This window comes from Paraburkholderia acidipaludis NBRC 101816 (assembly GCF_000684975.1).
Taxonomy (GTDB): Bacteria; Pseudomonadota; Gammaproteobacteria; order Burkholderiales; family Burkholderiaceae; genus Paraburkholderia; species Paraburkholderia acidipaludis.
Map to the genome: position 1 here is coordinate 146187 of NZ_BAXZ01000004.1, position 13065 is coordinate 159251.

Annotated in this window: 14 protein-coding genes; 8 read left to right on the plus strand and 6 right to left on the minus strand. The window is 66.1% G+C overall.

The features are described from left to right. Positions 1-32: 32 nt before the first annotated feature. Positions 33-1784, plus strand: coding sequence for an L-arabinonate dehydratase (gene araD / locus BAC01S_RS05850; protein ID WP_027793915.1), 1752 nt, complete (start codon positions 33-35; stop codon positions 1782-1784). 98 nt (positions 1785-1882) lie between these two features. On the opposite strand, the gene BAC01S_RS05855 is transcribed toward araD, so the two are convergent. Beyond that, on the minus strand, positions 1883-2272 hold the full coding sequence (locus BAC01S_RS05855) for a VOC family protein (RefSeq protein WP_027793916.1): 390 nt from the start codon (positions 2270-2272) through the stop codon (positions 1883-1885). 145 nt (positions 2273-2417) lie between these two features. Here BAC01S_RS05855 and BAC01S_RS05860 point away from each other — a divergent pair, with 145 nt between their 5' ends. Further along, a complete protein-coding gene (locus BAC01S_RS05860; protein ID WP_027793917.1) occupies positions 2418-2744 on the plus strand; it encodes an antibiotic biosynthesis monooxygenase family protein in 327 nt (108 codons plus the stop codon). Between the two features lie 55 nt (positions 2745-2799). On the opposite strand, the gene BAC01S_RS05865 is transcribed toward BAC01S_RS05860, so the two are convergent. Continuing rightward, positions 2800-3627, minus strand: a complete 828-nt coding sequence (locus BAC01S_RS05865; protein ID WP_027793918.1) for an NAD-dependent epimerase/dehydratase family protein — start codon at positions 3625-3627, stop codon at positions 2800-2802. Positions 3628-3689: 62 nt separating this feature from the next. Beyond that, positions 3690-4994 carry an MFS transporter gene (locus BAC01S_RS05870; RefSeq protein ID WP_027793919.1) on the minus strand — a complete coding sequence of 435 codons (1305 nt, stop codon included), beginning with the start codon at positions 4992-4994 and terminating at the stop codon, positions 3690-3692. A 385-nt stretch (positions 4995-5379) separates the two neighbouring features. Here BAC01S_RS05870 and BAC01S_RS05875 point away from each other — a divergent pair, with 385 nt between their 5' ends. From BAC01S_RS05875 to BAC01S_RS05890, 4 genes are all read left to right on the plus strand, one after another. Further along, the gene (locus BAC01S_RS05875; protein ID WP_027793920.1) at positions 5380-6117 is read left to right on the plus strand and encodes a ribonuclease activity regulator RraA; all 738 of its coding nucleotides are present in this window, start codon (positions 5380-5382) and stop codon (positions 6115-6117) included. Between the two features lie 19 nt (positions 6118-6136). Beyond that, positions 6137-7081, plus strand: a complete 945-nt coding sequence (locus tag BAC01S_RS05880) for an SMP-30/gluconolactonase/LRE family protein (RefSeq protein WP_043201320.1) — start codon at positions 6137-6139, stop codon at positions 7079-7081. A gap of 58 nt (positions 7082-7139) precedes the next feature. Next, the gene (locus tag BAC01S_RS05885; RefSeq protein ID WP_027793922.1) at positions 7140-7829 is read left to right on the plus strand and encodes a FadR/GntR family transcriptional regulator; all 690 of its coding nucleotides are present in this window, start codon (positions 7140-7142) and stop codon (positions 7827-7829) included. 73 nt (positions 7830-7902) lie between these two features. After that, the gene (locus tag BAC01S_RS05890; RefSeq protein WP_043201459.1) at positions 7903-8958 is read left to right on the plus strand and encodes a hypothetical protein; all 1056 of its coding nucleotides are present in this window, start codon (positions 7903-7905) and stop codon (positions 8956-8958) included. 130 nt (positions 8959-9088) lie between these two features. On the opposite strand, the gene phaP is transcribed toward BAC01S_RS05890, so the two are convergent. The 3 genes from phaP to BAC01S_RS05905 all read right to left on the minus strand — a co-directional run bounded on the left by phaP (position 9089) and on the right by BAC01S_RS05905 (position 10556). Next, positions 9089-9640 (minus strand): TIGR01841 family phasin, encoded by a 552-nt coding sequence (gene phaP / locus BAC01S_RS05895; RefSeq protein WP_027793924.1) that lies wholly within the window; start codon positions 9638-9640, stop codon positions 9089-9091. Between the two features lie 309 nt (positions 9641-9949). Beyond that, positions 9950-10219, minus strand: a complete 270-nt coding sequence (locus BAC01S_RS05900) for a helix-turn-helix domain-containing protein (RefSeq protein WP_407667910.1) — start codon at positions 10217-10219, stop codon at positions 9950-9952. Positions 10220-10223: 4 nt separating this feature from the next. Further along, complete coding sequence (locus BAC01S_RS05905; protein WP_027793926.1) at positions 10224-10556, minus strand: type II toxin-antitoxin system RelE/ParE family toxin; 333 nt, start codon at positions 10554-10556, stop codon at positions 10224-10226. Between the two features lie 252 nt (positions 10557-10808). On the opposite strand from BAC01S_RS05905, the gene BAC01S_RS05910 reads away from it, so the two are divergent. After that, the gene (locus BAC01S_RS05910) at positions 10809-11426 is read left to right on the plus strand and encodes a cytochrome b (RefSeq protein ID WP_027793927.1); all 618 of its coding nucleotides are present in this window, start codon (positions 10809-10811) and stop codon (positions 11424-11426) included. An 18-nt stretch (positions 11427-11444) separates the two neighbouring features. Further along, a complete protein-coding gene (locus BAC01S_RS05915; RefSeq protein WP_027793928.1) occupies positions 11445-12947 on the plus strand; it encodes a glycosyltransferase family 2 protein in 1503 nt (500 codons plus the stop codon). Positions 12948-13065: the final 118 nt, after the last annotated feature.

The following is a 13065-nucleotide window of genomic DNA, read 5'->3' on the forward strand; positions in this document are numbered from 1 at the left end:
GAACGACCTGGCAGACTCTGGAGCAAAGCAAGATGAGCAACAAGCGTAAAACCCCCGAAGAACTGCGCAGCCACCGCTGGTACGGCGTGAACGACCTGCGCTCGTTCGGCCATCGTTCGCGCACGGCGCAGATGGGCTACAGCCGCGAGGAATATGCGGGCAAGCCGGTGATCGCCATCCTCAATACGTGGAGCGAGATCAACCCCTGCCACACGCATTTCAAGCAGCGCGTGGAAGAGGTCAAGCGCGGCATCTGGCAAGCGGGCGGCTTTCCGATCGAGCTGCCGGTGCAAACGCTCTCCGAGCCGTTCCAGAAGCCCACGACCATGCTCTACCGCAACTTCCTCGCCATGGAAGTGGAAGAGACGCTGCGCTCCTATCCGGCCGACGGCGTCGTGCTGATGGGCGGCTGCGACAAGACCACGCCGGCGCTGCTGATGGGCGCGATCTCGATGGACCTGCCGGCGATCTTCCTGCCGGCGGGCCCGATGCTCAACGGCAACTGGAACGGCGTGACGCTCGGCTCCGGCTCGGACACCTGGAAGTACTGGGCCGACCTGCGCGCGGGCAAGATCACGGAGCAGGACTGGAAGGGCGTGGAAGGCGGTATCGCGCGTTCGCCGGGCCACTGCATGACGATGGGCACGGCCTCGACGATGACGAGCGCGGCCGAGGCGCTGGGCTTCACGCTGCCGGGCTTCGCCTCGATTCCCGCGGCGGACTCGCGCCACGCGCAGTACGCGGCGAAGACGGGCATGCGCATTGTCGACATGGTGTGGGAAGACCTCAAGCCCTCGGACATCCTCACGCGCAAGTCGGTGGATAACGCGGTGACGACCTGCCTCGCGCTCTCGGGCTCGACGAATGCGATCGTCCACATGATCGCGCTCGCGCGCCGCGCCGGGGTGGACCTGACGCTCGCGCAGTACGACGACATCGCGCGCCACACGCCGGTGCTCGCGAACGTGCGCCCCACCGGCAAGTATCTGATGGAGGACTTCTACTACGCGGGCGGTCTCGTGGCGATGCTCAAGGAGCTGGGAGACCTGATCGACGGCACGCAGATGACCGTGAACGGCAAGACGCTCGGCGAGAACATTGCCGAAGCGCAGATCTTCAACGACGAGGTGATCCGCCGCCGCAGTGCGCCGCTGATGCCGGACACGGGCCTCGCCGTGCTGCGCGGCAATCTCGCGCCGGACGGCGCCGTGATCAAACCGGGTGCGGCCGAGAAGCAGTTGCACGTGCATACGGGCCGCGCCGTCGTGTTCAAGGACTATAACGACATGGCCGCGCGCATCGACAGCGAAGACCTCGACATCGACGAGACCTGCGTGATCGTGCTGCAGCACGCGGGCCCGATTGGCGCGCCGGGCATGCCCGAGTGGGGGCAACTGCCGATCCCGCAGAAGATCCTCAAGAAGGGCGTGCGCGACATGGTGCGCATTTCCGACGCGCGCATGAGCGGCACGAGCTATGGCGCATGCGTGCTGCACGTTGCGCCGGAATCGTTCATCGGCGGGCCGCTCGCACTGGTTAAGGACGGCGACATGATCGAGCTGAACGTGCCCGGGCGGCGCCTGAACGTGCTGATTTCCGACGAAGAACTCGCGCGCCGCAAGGCCGCGTGGGTCGAGCCCGAACCGCGCTTCACGCGCGGCTATGGCGCGATGCATCAGATGCACGTGATGCAGGCGGACAAGGGCTGCGATTTCGACTTCCTGCAGCGTGACGGCGCGCTCGGTGCTTGCGAGAGCAGCGGCGGCGAGCCCGAGATTCACTAAGCAGGTCTTAACAAGATCACGTAGTCGTTGTCAGGTTGACGGCGGCGCCGCGAGGTGGCCGCCGTTTTTTTTTGCGGGATCGAAAACGCGAGCGAGCGTTACACGTCTTCGCGGGCGAAGTTCAGCTCGACGCCGTTGCCCGCCGGATCGGAGAAAAAGATCTGCCGCTGCCCGGTTTGCGGCACGTCGGCACAGGTGAAAGGCACGTTGAACTGCTGCAGTTTGGCCATCGTCGCCTGCAGGTCGGTGCACGCGAAGGCGACGTGATCGAACGTGTTTCTTGCCGCGATGTCGCGTTTTTCTTCCGGCCCTGCTTCCGAGAGATGGAGAACGTCTTTGGCTCCCGCATAGAGCCAGTAGCCGTAGTTGGAGAAAGGCGGGCGCTCGCCTGTCCGCAGGCCCACGACGTTCACGTAGAAGTCGCACAGCCCTTCCAGCGTCGCGCGGTCTGCACGCAGGTTGTAATGACTGAAGGCGGTGACGGTCATGGCAGAGGAGTCCCGATTGGTTCCGGACTTCCATTCTATAGCGACGAGCGTTGCCGTTTCACGGCTGCCATTCGTACCCGGATTCGTACCCGGACTTCGCAGTAAGATACCGCTCACCGGCTCCTTGCCCAGCGGAGAACGCACGATGTCGATTGCCCGAACGCCCACCCCGCCGTATTACGCCGTCATCTTCACGTCGCTGCGCACGGAGGGCGACAACGGTTACGCCAGCATGTCCGACGCCATGGTCGAGCTCGCCGGCACACAGCCGGGCTTTCTCGGTGTGGAGTCGGCGCGCGAGGGCCTGGGCATCACGGTTTCGTATTGGGAGAGTCTCGAAGCGATTGCGGCGTGGAAGAAAAACGCCGAGCATCGGATTGCCCAGCGCCGGGGCCGCGAGCAGTGGTACGAGAGCTACCAGATCCGGATCTGCCGCGTCGAGCGCGATTACGGGTTCGAGCGCGGCGAGTAGCGGGAATGGCGGCGAATAGCTGCGAATAGCGGCGGGAAAGCCCGCCGCCGGCCGTTCAGCCGCCGCGCTTGCCGCGCGCTTCGAACGGGGTGAAATCGAAGCTGGCGAATCCGCCGCCTTGGTAGCGTTGAGCCACGGCGTCGAGCGGATTTTGCTTCTTCAGGATTGCTTCCGCATAGTCCTCCGCGTTCTGCTGCGGGCGATAGCCGAGCCGTTCGGCATCGTTGTCCGCGCCGCTCTGCACCCAATAGCTGCGCGTGTTGTTCGACACGCCCCACACCACCGCGAAGCCGATCTCCGGCACATTGATGACGCGATCGATGAGCTGCAGCAAATCGTCGTGACCGAGCCATGTGCTCAGATGGCGGAACTCGGTCGGCTTCTCGACGCAGCTGCCGATGCGCACGCAAACCGTCTCGATGCCGTGCTTGTCCCAGTAGAGCCGCGCGAGCGATTCGCCCCACGCCTTGGAGAGGCCATAGAAACCGTCGGGGCGGAACGCGCAATCGAGCGTGAGCTTGTCTTCCACGGGATACATGCCGATCGCGTGATTCGAACTTGCGAACAGAATGCGCTTCACGCCGTGGCGGCGCGCTCCTTCGTAGACCTCGACGAGTCCGCGCAGGTTGTTCTCGATGATCTCGGGCAGCGGGCGCTCGACGCTCGTGCCGGCCATGTGGATCAGCACATCGACGCCGTCGAGCAGGCGATCGACCACCTCGCGCTCGCGCAGGTCGCCGTGCATGACGTCTTCGCCGGCAACGATCGGCTCGAGCGGCTTCGAGCCGGCCGCGGAACGCAGATTCACGCCGCGCGCAAGGAGCGCGCGGCGCAGCACGGTGCCAAGCTGGCCGGCCGCGCCGGTCAATGCAACTTTCTTCACGGTGGAGTTACCTCGCAGAAAAACGGCAAAAGCCGGCGCCCCGCAGGGCGCCGGCCGAAAACTCAGGCCTTCACGCTGTGCGTGCCGTCCACCCTGGCAGTCGCGGCGTCGGCTTTCTGCTGGTCGGAGACCAGCCGCCAGGCCACGATTGCGCCGACCACGTCGAAGAGCATCAGGCAGACGAACAGCGGGTTGTAGCCGATGGTGCCGGCCACCGCCCCGACGATCAGCGAAAACACCGTGGCGCCAAGATACCCGAACATGCCCGAGAGACCCGTCGCGGTGCCCACCTCGTGCTGGCCGAAGACGTCCGAGGCCAGCGTGAACAGGGCGCCCGAGATGGTCTGGTGCGCGAACGTGCCGACGCAGAAGAGCGCGATCGCGGCATAGGGGCTCGCGGCGAGGCCGACGCAGGCCGGGCCGATCATCAGGCACGCGCCGGTGGTGATGACGAGCTTGCGCGAGGTGATGAGCGAGCAGCCGAACCAGCGCATGAAGAGCGGGGCCAGATAACCGCCGACGAGGCAGCCGAGGTCGGCGGCAAGGAACGGCATCCACGCGAAGAGCGCGATCTCCTTCAGGTTCATGTGGCGCACGGTGACCATGTAGAGCGGAATCCACGCGCCGAAGGTTTGCCACGCGGGTTCGGCGAGCATGCGCGGAATGCCGATGCCCCAGAAGCGGCGCTGCCTGAGCACTTCCTTCCACGAAGGCTTGCCGGCCGGCGAGTGCTGGGCGGCCGTCTGGCCCGCGCGAATGTAGTCGGCTTCCTCGGTCGAGAGCATGGGATGCTCGGCGGGCGTGCGGAAGAACACGAGCCACAGGCCGACCCAGATCAGCGCCACGCCGCCGGTCAGCACGAAGGCGAACTGCCAGTCGTACTTGAGAATGCACCAGACGACGAGCGGCGGGGCGATCATGGCGCCCACCGAGGTGCCGGTGTTGAGCCAGCCCGTGGCGACCGAGCGCTCCTTCGCGGGGAACCACTGGCTGATCGCCTTCATGCCGGCGGGGAAGATCGCTGCTTCGCTCACGCCGAGCAGGCCGCGGAAGAACGCGAGCGAGGGCCAGCTGGTGGCGAGGCCGTGCAGCATGTTGGAGATGGCCCAGCCGAACGCGAAGATCGCGAAGCCGATCTTGACGCCCAGCGAATCGAGCACGAGGCCGGCGATGGGCTGTGCGAGCGCGTAGCAGGCCTGGAACGCCGTGACCACGTACGAATACTGCTGCGTGGTCATGTGCATGGTCTGCGTGAGCGTGGGCGCCGCCACCGAGAGCGAACTGCGCGCAAGGTAGTTGAAGATGGTGCCGATCATGATGAGGCCGATGATCCACCAACGGAGCCCCTTGATAGTCTTGCGTTGCACTGCGTGTCTCCTTCGTCTGGCGTCGCTTGTAAAACCTCGTCGGGTCGGGGGAGTCCTTTGGCCCGGCATGTAAGACATCATTCTATTTGCGGTAAAGTTGTAAAGCAAATCTGGCGTGGGTCGGGATTTGCCCTGGTGTTCGCCGAAATTCGCCGAAAAATGGGGCGCCCCATTGGCGGGCGCGCCGTGCAAAACCATGAGGAATGACTGCGGGATGGGGCTCGGCAGGCATTTCGCCCGATTCGGCGCGCGCGCCGCCTAGCCGTCGGAAAGTCGCTGGTTGACAATTTTCTGGTTGTATTACAACAATGCGGGCACACTGCTGGAAACCCGCACGGGCCGGCGGCTCGCGCGGCCCATACCCCACGACACTGGACGAGACACGATGAATTCCCCCGCTATCCCCGTGAGCGAATCCGCTCTCGAAAAACTGCGCCACGTCTCGAACGCGACGCTCACCACGCAGCTCTTCAAGCGCGGGCTGCGCAATGTGTTCCTGGAGGGCGTGAAGCCGCTCGTCGCGCCGGCGCCCGGCGCGCCCAATCTCGTCGGCCCCGCCTTCACGATGCGCAACATCCCGGCGCGCGAGGATCTCGACCAGCTGAGCGCGTTCCAGAACCCGGAGCACCCGCAGCGCAAGGGCGTCGAGACGGTGCCGGCCGGCGCCGTGCTCGTGCAGGATTGCCGCGGCGAGCGCGCGGCGGCGTCGGTCGGTTCGATCCTCGCGACGCGCCTGAAGGTGCGCGGCGTGGCTGGTATGGTCTCCGACGGCCCCGTGCGTGACAGCGCCACCATTGCCGCGCTCGGGCTGCCGGTTTTCTGCGCGGGCGCCTCGGCGCCGCTGAACCTCACGAAGCATCACACCGTCGACCTGAACGTGCCGATCGGCTGTGGCGGCGTGGCCGTGTATCCGGGCGACATCATGGTCGGCGATGCCGATGGCGTGGTGGTCGTGCCGCGTCATCTGGCCGAGGAAGTGGCCGAGGCCGCCTGGGAGCAGGAAGAGCTCGAACGCTTCATCACCGTGCGCATCGAGGCGGGCGCCGCGCTGCCGGGCACCTATCCGCCCAACGAGGCAACCCTGGCGGCCTTCGCCGAGTGGCGCAAGACCCGGCACGGCTGAACGCGGCGAGGAAGATGCGATGACGATCGAACAGGAGCGCGCGCCGGTGCGGCCGCTGGAGGCGCGCAATGCGCGCCGCTCGTCGGTGGGCGAATGCCCGGTCTGGCGCGCGCAGGAGAATGCGCTGTACTGGGAGGACATTCCGGCCCAGACGCTCGTGCGCTACGAACTGGGCGCGGGGCGGCGCACCGAATGGCATCTGCCGGAGCGCATCGGCTGCTTCGCCTTCGCGCGCGACGGCAAGGTGCTGGCCGCGCTCGAAACCGGCCTCTTCGCGCTGACGCTGCGCGAGCCGCAGGCGGCGGGTGCGGGTGAGGGGGCGCAACACGGCGCGCTCGACGCGCGCCGCCTCGCGAGCGTCGCGCACGAAGCGCCGCGCATGCGCTTCAACGACGGCCGTTGCGACCGTCAGGGCCGCTTCTGGGCCGGGACGATGGTGCAGGACGCGGCCGGGCCGCAGCCGGCCGGCAAGCTCTATCGCTACACGGCGGAGGACGGACTTTCCGCGCCGGTGGTAGAGGGCCTGTGCACACAGAACGGTCTCGCCTGGTCGCCGGACGGCCGCACGATGTATCTTTCGGACTCCCATGCATCGAGCCGCCTGATCTGGGCGTTCGACTACGACACCGACGAAGGCGTGCCCGCGAATCGCCGCGTGTTCGCCGATCTGCACGACTACGCGGGCCGACCGGACGGCGCGGCGGTGGATGCAGACGGCTGCTACTGGATCTGCGCCAACGACGCCGGCCTGCTGCTGCGCTTCACGCCGCAGGGCAGGCTCGACCGGCGCGTGGAGGTGCCGGTGTCGAAGCCGTCGATGTGCGCGTTCGGCGGACCCGGGCTGGATCAGTTGTTCGTGACGACGATCTGTCCTCCCGAAGTAGGCGACGAGGACGGCCTCGTGTTCGTGCTCGAGACGGGCGTGCGCGGATTGCCCGAGCCCTCGTTTGCCGGCGTGCTCTGAGTGCCGTATGACTTACAATTGACAACATTCCTGACAACTCGACAGCGTGCGTCCGAACATGGCTGAGCAGAAGGCGCCGAACATGCCGGCGCGGATTTACAGCGACATCCTGAACCGCATCATCGAAGGCGAATACAAGGAAGGGGAGCGCCTGCCGACCGAGCACATGCTCGCGGAGCGCTTCGCGACCTCGCGGCCGACGGTGCGCGAGGCGCTCGCGCAGCTGCGCGCGGACGGCATCATCGCAACGCGCCACGGATCGGGAACCACGGTGATGCGGCGGCCGGACCCCGACGTGCGCCGCTTCGCGCCGCTCGAAAGCTTGTCGGACATCCGCCGCTGCTACGAGTACCGCATCGTGGTGGAAGCGGGCGCGGCGGCGCTGGCTGCGCAAAAGGCCGACGACACCGACGTCGAGGCCATCCAGCGCGAGTGGGACAACCTCCAGACGATCATCGAAACCTCGGGCATCGGCGCGAAAGACGACTTCGCGTTTCATCTCGCCGTGGCCCGCGCGTCGAAGAACCCGTTCTTCATCACCGCGCTCTCGGGCATCCAGGAGCAAATGGTGTTCAGCATGAACCTGTCGCGCAATCTCTCGCTCGTGAAGTCGATCGAACGCCAGCGCGTGGTTCAGCAGGAGCATCTCGAAGTGCTCGAAGCGGTGCGCGCGCGCGATGCCGAGCGCGCGTCGCAGGCGATGCGCGCGCACCTCGAGCGCGCCGTCAACCGCATGTTCGGCTCCTGATCCGCGCGCGGAGCGGACTATTCTCTTCGGCTTCTTGAGCGTTCCGGTCGTGTTTTCGCGAGGCGTGGCGCCGATGCGGCGTTCGAAATTCCTGCGGGGCATGGCGCTGGCTGCGGCACTCGCCGCGGGGCCGGCGCTCGCCGCGGCCGCGGCCGTTCCGCCGCTTCACGCCGTCAAAGTGATCGCCTCCGCGCGCCTGCCGATCAATACCCCGCAAGGCCGCGCCGAGTTTCCGCTCTATGTGAGCGCGGACTGGACGATTCCGCAGCCGCATGTGACGCGCGCGGTGATCGTGCTGCACGGGCGTCTGCGCAATGCGGACGTCTACTTCGGTTCGCTCGAAGCGGCCCGCGCGGCCGCGCACGCCGACCCCGCGACGACGCTGCTGATCGCGCCGCAATTCCTCGCGAGCGTCGACACCCGCGCGTTTGCTTCCCCCGCCAACCTGCTGCGCTGGCATGGCGACGCCTGGATGGACGGCGGCCCGGCGGCGGGCGCCGTGCCGGTGAGCTCGTACGCGGTGCTCGACCGGATCGTCGAGCGGCTCGCCGACCGGCATCTCTTTCCCGCGCTGAAGTCGGTGGTGCTGGCGGGGCACTCCGGCGGCGCCCAGTTCGTGCAGCGTTACGCGGAGGCGTCCCGCGCGGCGGATGCCCTTGCGGCGGCCGGCATCGACGTGCGTTATCTGGTGGCCAATTCCTCGTCCTATGCCTACTTCGACGCGCTGCGCCCCGACGCGAGCGGCGCGCCGGCGCCGTTCGACGCGTCGCGCTGTCCCGGTTTCGATCGCTGGAAATACGGTATGGAGGAGCGCCCGGCATTCATACAGGACCGCACGCCGGCGCAGATCGAGGCGGACTACGCGAAGCGGCGCATCGTCTATTTGATAGGCGGCGACGATACCGACCCGGCGCAGTCCGCGCTCGACAAGCGTTGCGAAGCCGAGGCGCAGGGGCCGCAGCGCATGGCGCGCGCGCAGGGCTTTTTCCGCTATCTACAGGGGCGGCATCCGGAGGGGCTGAATCAGTCGATGGAGATCGTGCCGGGCGTGGGCCACGACGGCAGACGCATGCTCACATCCGCGTGTGCGCTGGCGACGATGTTCGATACGGGAAGTTGCGCTGACTGACTGGCGATCTGCAAGGATGGCCGGCAGACAGGCGTTGCGGGGGATGGGGAGAGGGGAGCGGGTCGCCGAGGGCCGGTTTCATGCGAAACCGGCCCGCCTCTGACGACCGCCGGTACTGACTGCTTCCGGCTTACGCCGTTTGCTTCGTGGCGCGTGCCGATGCCTTCGCGGCGACCTTGGTGGCAGCCTGGAAGTTGCTTTCGGCGAGTTCGACGGCCTGCTTCGCTGCCTTGTTCACCGACTCATAAGCCGAGTTGGCGGCGTTGAACGCCGTCTTGATCGCGGCGACGGCGCTTTCCGAGCCAGCCGGTGCGTTCTTTGCCGCGCTTTCGACGAGCGACTGGACGGAGCGCTGCTGCTCGGCGAGGTGCGATTCGGCGGCGCGGGTGAATTCCGACTGGGCGGCCGACACGATGTCGTACACGCTGCGGCCGTAAGCCAGGGCCTTTTCCGCGGCGGGCTGCGCAAGGTTGGCCTGCACGGCGAAGAAACCTTGCGGATCCTTGGCGGAGAAGGCTGCCTGAGCCTGTTCCTGGCCTTGCGCGAAAGCGTCGCGCGCGGTCTGGAGGTTCAGTTCGGCGAGCTTGACGGCGCTGTCGAACGCCTTGTTCGTGAGACCGAAAAGGGTCTCGAGGCTGGCTTTCTGGCTGGCGGCGAATTGCTCGGGAGTCGGCAGAGTCATGTCTTCGTTCCTGATGACGAACCGGCGCGGCGGTTCCGTTTGGAAAATGGGAAAACGTTCGAATCGATCGCCGTCCCGCCGGTTTGTGCGTTGCAGCAATCTGGACTCCATGATAGCGCACCAGAATGGTGTGTCAAGAAATATTTGTGCGATGCAACATTGGCCCAGATAGCTGATTTGTATGGAAAATGCGCCGTGCATGAGATGCTGGCGGCAGCACCCTGGGGAGGGTGCTGCCACTTCGTTCCGGCCGTCAGCCTGGTTTCCGGAAGGGCTTTTCGTTGGCCGATCGCTTGTGCCTGCGGCAACTCATACCAGCGAAATCCGCAGTGTCTTGCCACATGCCGCAGCGTACCGGCGGAGCGTATCGAGGGAGGGCGAGTGCTGGCCGGACGCCAGTGCGCGCTCGAGGCGTGTCACGGCGGGCGCCTTGGTGCCCATGCGCTCGGCCACCTGTGCCTGGCTAAGGCCGGCTTCATGGCGGGCTGCCAGCATCTGATCGAGCAGGGCAAACTCTTCGCGATTCAATCGGTCGTACTCGGCCCGTGCTTCGGGATCGGCGAGAATCCGTTCGCGCATTGCTTTAAACGTTCCCACTTTTGATCTCCTGCAGTCGTTTGCGGGCAATTTCCAGTTCCTTGCGCGGTGTTTGCTGCGCCTTCTTCACGAAGCAATGAAGCATTACGATGCGTCGATCCACAACGGCGCAGTAGAACACCCTGGCGATACCTTCGGGGCTCTTGAGTCGTAGTTCGAACAAGCCTTCTCCCATCGCGTTGGTGTGGGGCTCGCCGAGATTCGGCCCGTACGTTTCCATGCGCTCGGCAAGGGCAACGAAGCGAACTGCAAGCATTTTGGGGAGAGCGTAGATACTGTGCTCAACCCGTTCGCTATAGAAGTCGATCAGGTATCTCATGCCGATTATAGTAACAAATATGTTATTTCGCTAGTCGGGGCCGAAATACTCCGATTTGAGTGACGTCAAGCTTGTGAGCAACCTTCCAGCGTTTCGAACGCCCGCGGTCCGAAGCCCCTAAGGCCCGCCACCGCTTTCTGCAGCACAAACCGCCAGGGCGCATAATGCGGCTCGTCGGCGCGCGGCATGAAGGCATGGAATAAACCGCCCGCGCCGCGCGTTAACCTCACTGAACCGCCCGGGCGAGCCCACGTGAAAACCTCCCTTTCCGCTGAATCCGGCTTCAACGACGTCACCGCCGCCGCGCAGAAGTACACGCGCGTTGCCGTGCTGCTGCACTGGCTGATCGCGCTCCTGATCCTCACCAATGTCGTGCTGGGCCTCACTGCGGCGCTGTTGCCCGACGGCACGCTCTCCGACACGAACATCCGCCTCGTGATCGACACGCACAAATCGATCGGCATCACCGTGCTCGGCCTCGCGATCGTGCGCGTGCTGTGGCGCTTCACGCATCGCCCGCCGCCGTTGCCTGCGGAATTTCCGGGCTGGGAGCGCGCGGCGGCGCATGCCGCCCATATCGCGCTCTACGTGCTGATCTTCGCAATGCCGCTCACGGGCTGGCTGCACGACTCCGCGTGGGTCGCCGCGGCCTCGCATCCCATGTATCTCTACGGCCTCGTGCCCTGGCCGCGCATCGGCTTCATCATGAACCTGGACCCGGCCACGAAGGACCAGCTGCACACGCAGTTCGGCGCGCTGCATACCGCCTGCAGCTATGCGCTCTACGGCGTGCTCGCGTTGCACATTGCGGGCGCGCTCAAGCATCAATGGATCGATCGTCATTCGGTGCTGCGCCGGATGATGCCGTAAGCCACGCAAGGGAAAGTCTTGAACAACACGCTTGAACAGGCGCTCGCGCGCACTTCGCCGCGCCTTGCTCCGCCGCCCACGCCGCTCGCGAGCATCGTGATCCACCTGGGCGTCATGGTGCTCTGGCTCGTGCTGTTCGCCCGAGCGTTTTTCCTGCAGGGTGTCGTTGCGTGGTCAACGGGTATTGCCTATGTCGTGTACGACACGCTGCTGCTGCTGTTCGTGGCGTGGAAGGCCGCCGTGCTGCTCAAGCCGGCGAACGCAATTGCGGCGACCGCTGCGGCGGCCGACACGGCGACAATCGCAACCGCCGGCGGCCCGCTGCCCACGCTCGGCGTGATCGTCGCGGCCCACAACGAGGCGGCGGTGCTGCCGATCACGCTCGACGCCTTGTTCGCGCAGACGCTGCCGCCGCAGCAGATCGTGATCGCCGACGACGGATCGACCGACGGCACCGCGGCGCTGCTGACCGAACGCTACGGCCTGGCCGACCCGGGCGAAGGCCGCCTGAGCCGGCCTTCCGCGCAGTATCCGAACCTGCGCTGGCTGAAGCTGCCGCACGGCGGCAAGGCGCATGCGCTGAACGCGGCGCTCCTCGCGGTCGATACGGACACGCTGATGACCGTGGACGCCGACACGCTCCTCGAACCCGATGCCTGCGCGGCGATGGCCGGGGCGTTCGGCCGCGAGCGCGGGCTCGTGGCCGCGGCGGGGCTGCTCACGCCGGTGTGCAACACGTCGCTTTCCGGCCGCTTCTTCCAGTGGTTCCAGACCTACGAATACATCCGCAACTTCATCTCGCGCTTCGCCTGGATGCGCGCGGACAGCCTGCTGCTGGTCTCGGGGGCATTCGCCTGTTTCCGTCGCGACGCCGTGACGGCGGTGGGCGGCTTCGATCCGCACTGCCTTGTCGAGGACTACGAACTGATCCATCGGCTGCGCCGCCATTCGGCGCGCGAGGGCTTGGGTTGGGACGTGCGCGTGATCGGCGCGGCCCGCGCGCGCACCGACGCGCCGGGCACGCTTGCGAGCTTTCTGCGCCAGCGCCGCCGCTGGTTCGCGGGTTTTCTGCAGACGCAGTACTGGTATCGCGACATGACGGGCAACCGCCGCTACGGAAAGCTCGGTCTGCTGATGCTGCCGGTCAAGGCGTTCGATACGGTTCAGCCCATCTACGGGCTTACTGCGTTTGCGCTGCTGCTCGGCTTTCTGTTCGACGGCCGCTTTACGATCGTGCTGCCGGTGCTGGGCGTGATCGTCGGCAAGATCGTCATCGACCTCGCGTTCCACCTGTACTCGGTTCACCTGTACCGGAAGTGGAGCGGCGACCGCAGGAGTTCGAGCTTCGGCATGGCCTTCCTCGCCGCGATCTTCGAGCCGTTCTCGTTCCAGTTGATGCGCCACACCGGGGCGGCGCTCGGCTGGCTGCATTTCCTGCTGCGCCGCCGCAAGTGGGGCGTGCAGGAACGCACGGGCCTCACCTCGCCGGGCAACGGCGAGCGGCCGGCGCCGTTGCGCTGAGGGCTCCTGGTTTTCTGCGCGAAGGGGTGATGCTCCCCGTATTCGTCTGACTTGAGCGGCATCCGGCTTGCTGCCCGAAAGGTGCTGTCGTCACGCAACGGAGCGTGGCGGCTGCAGC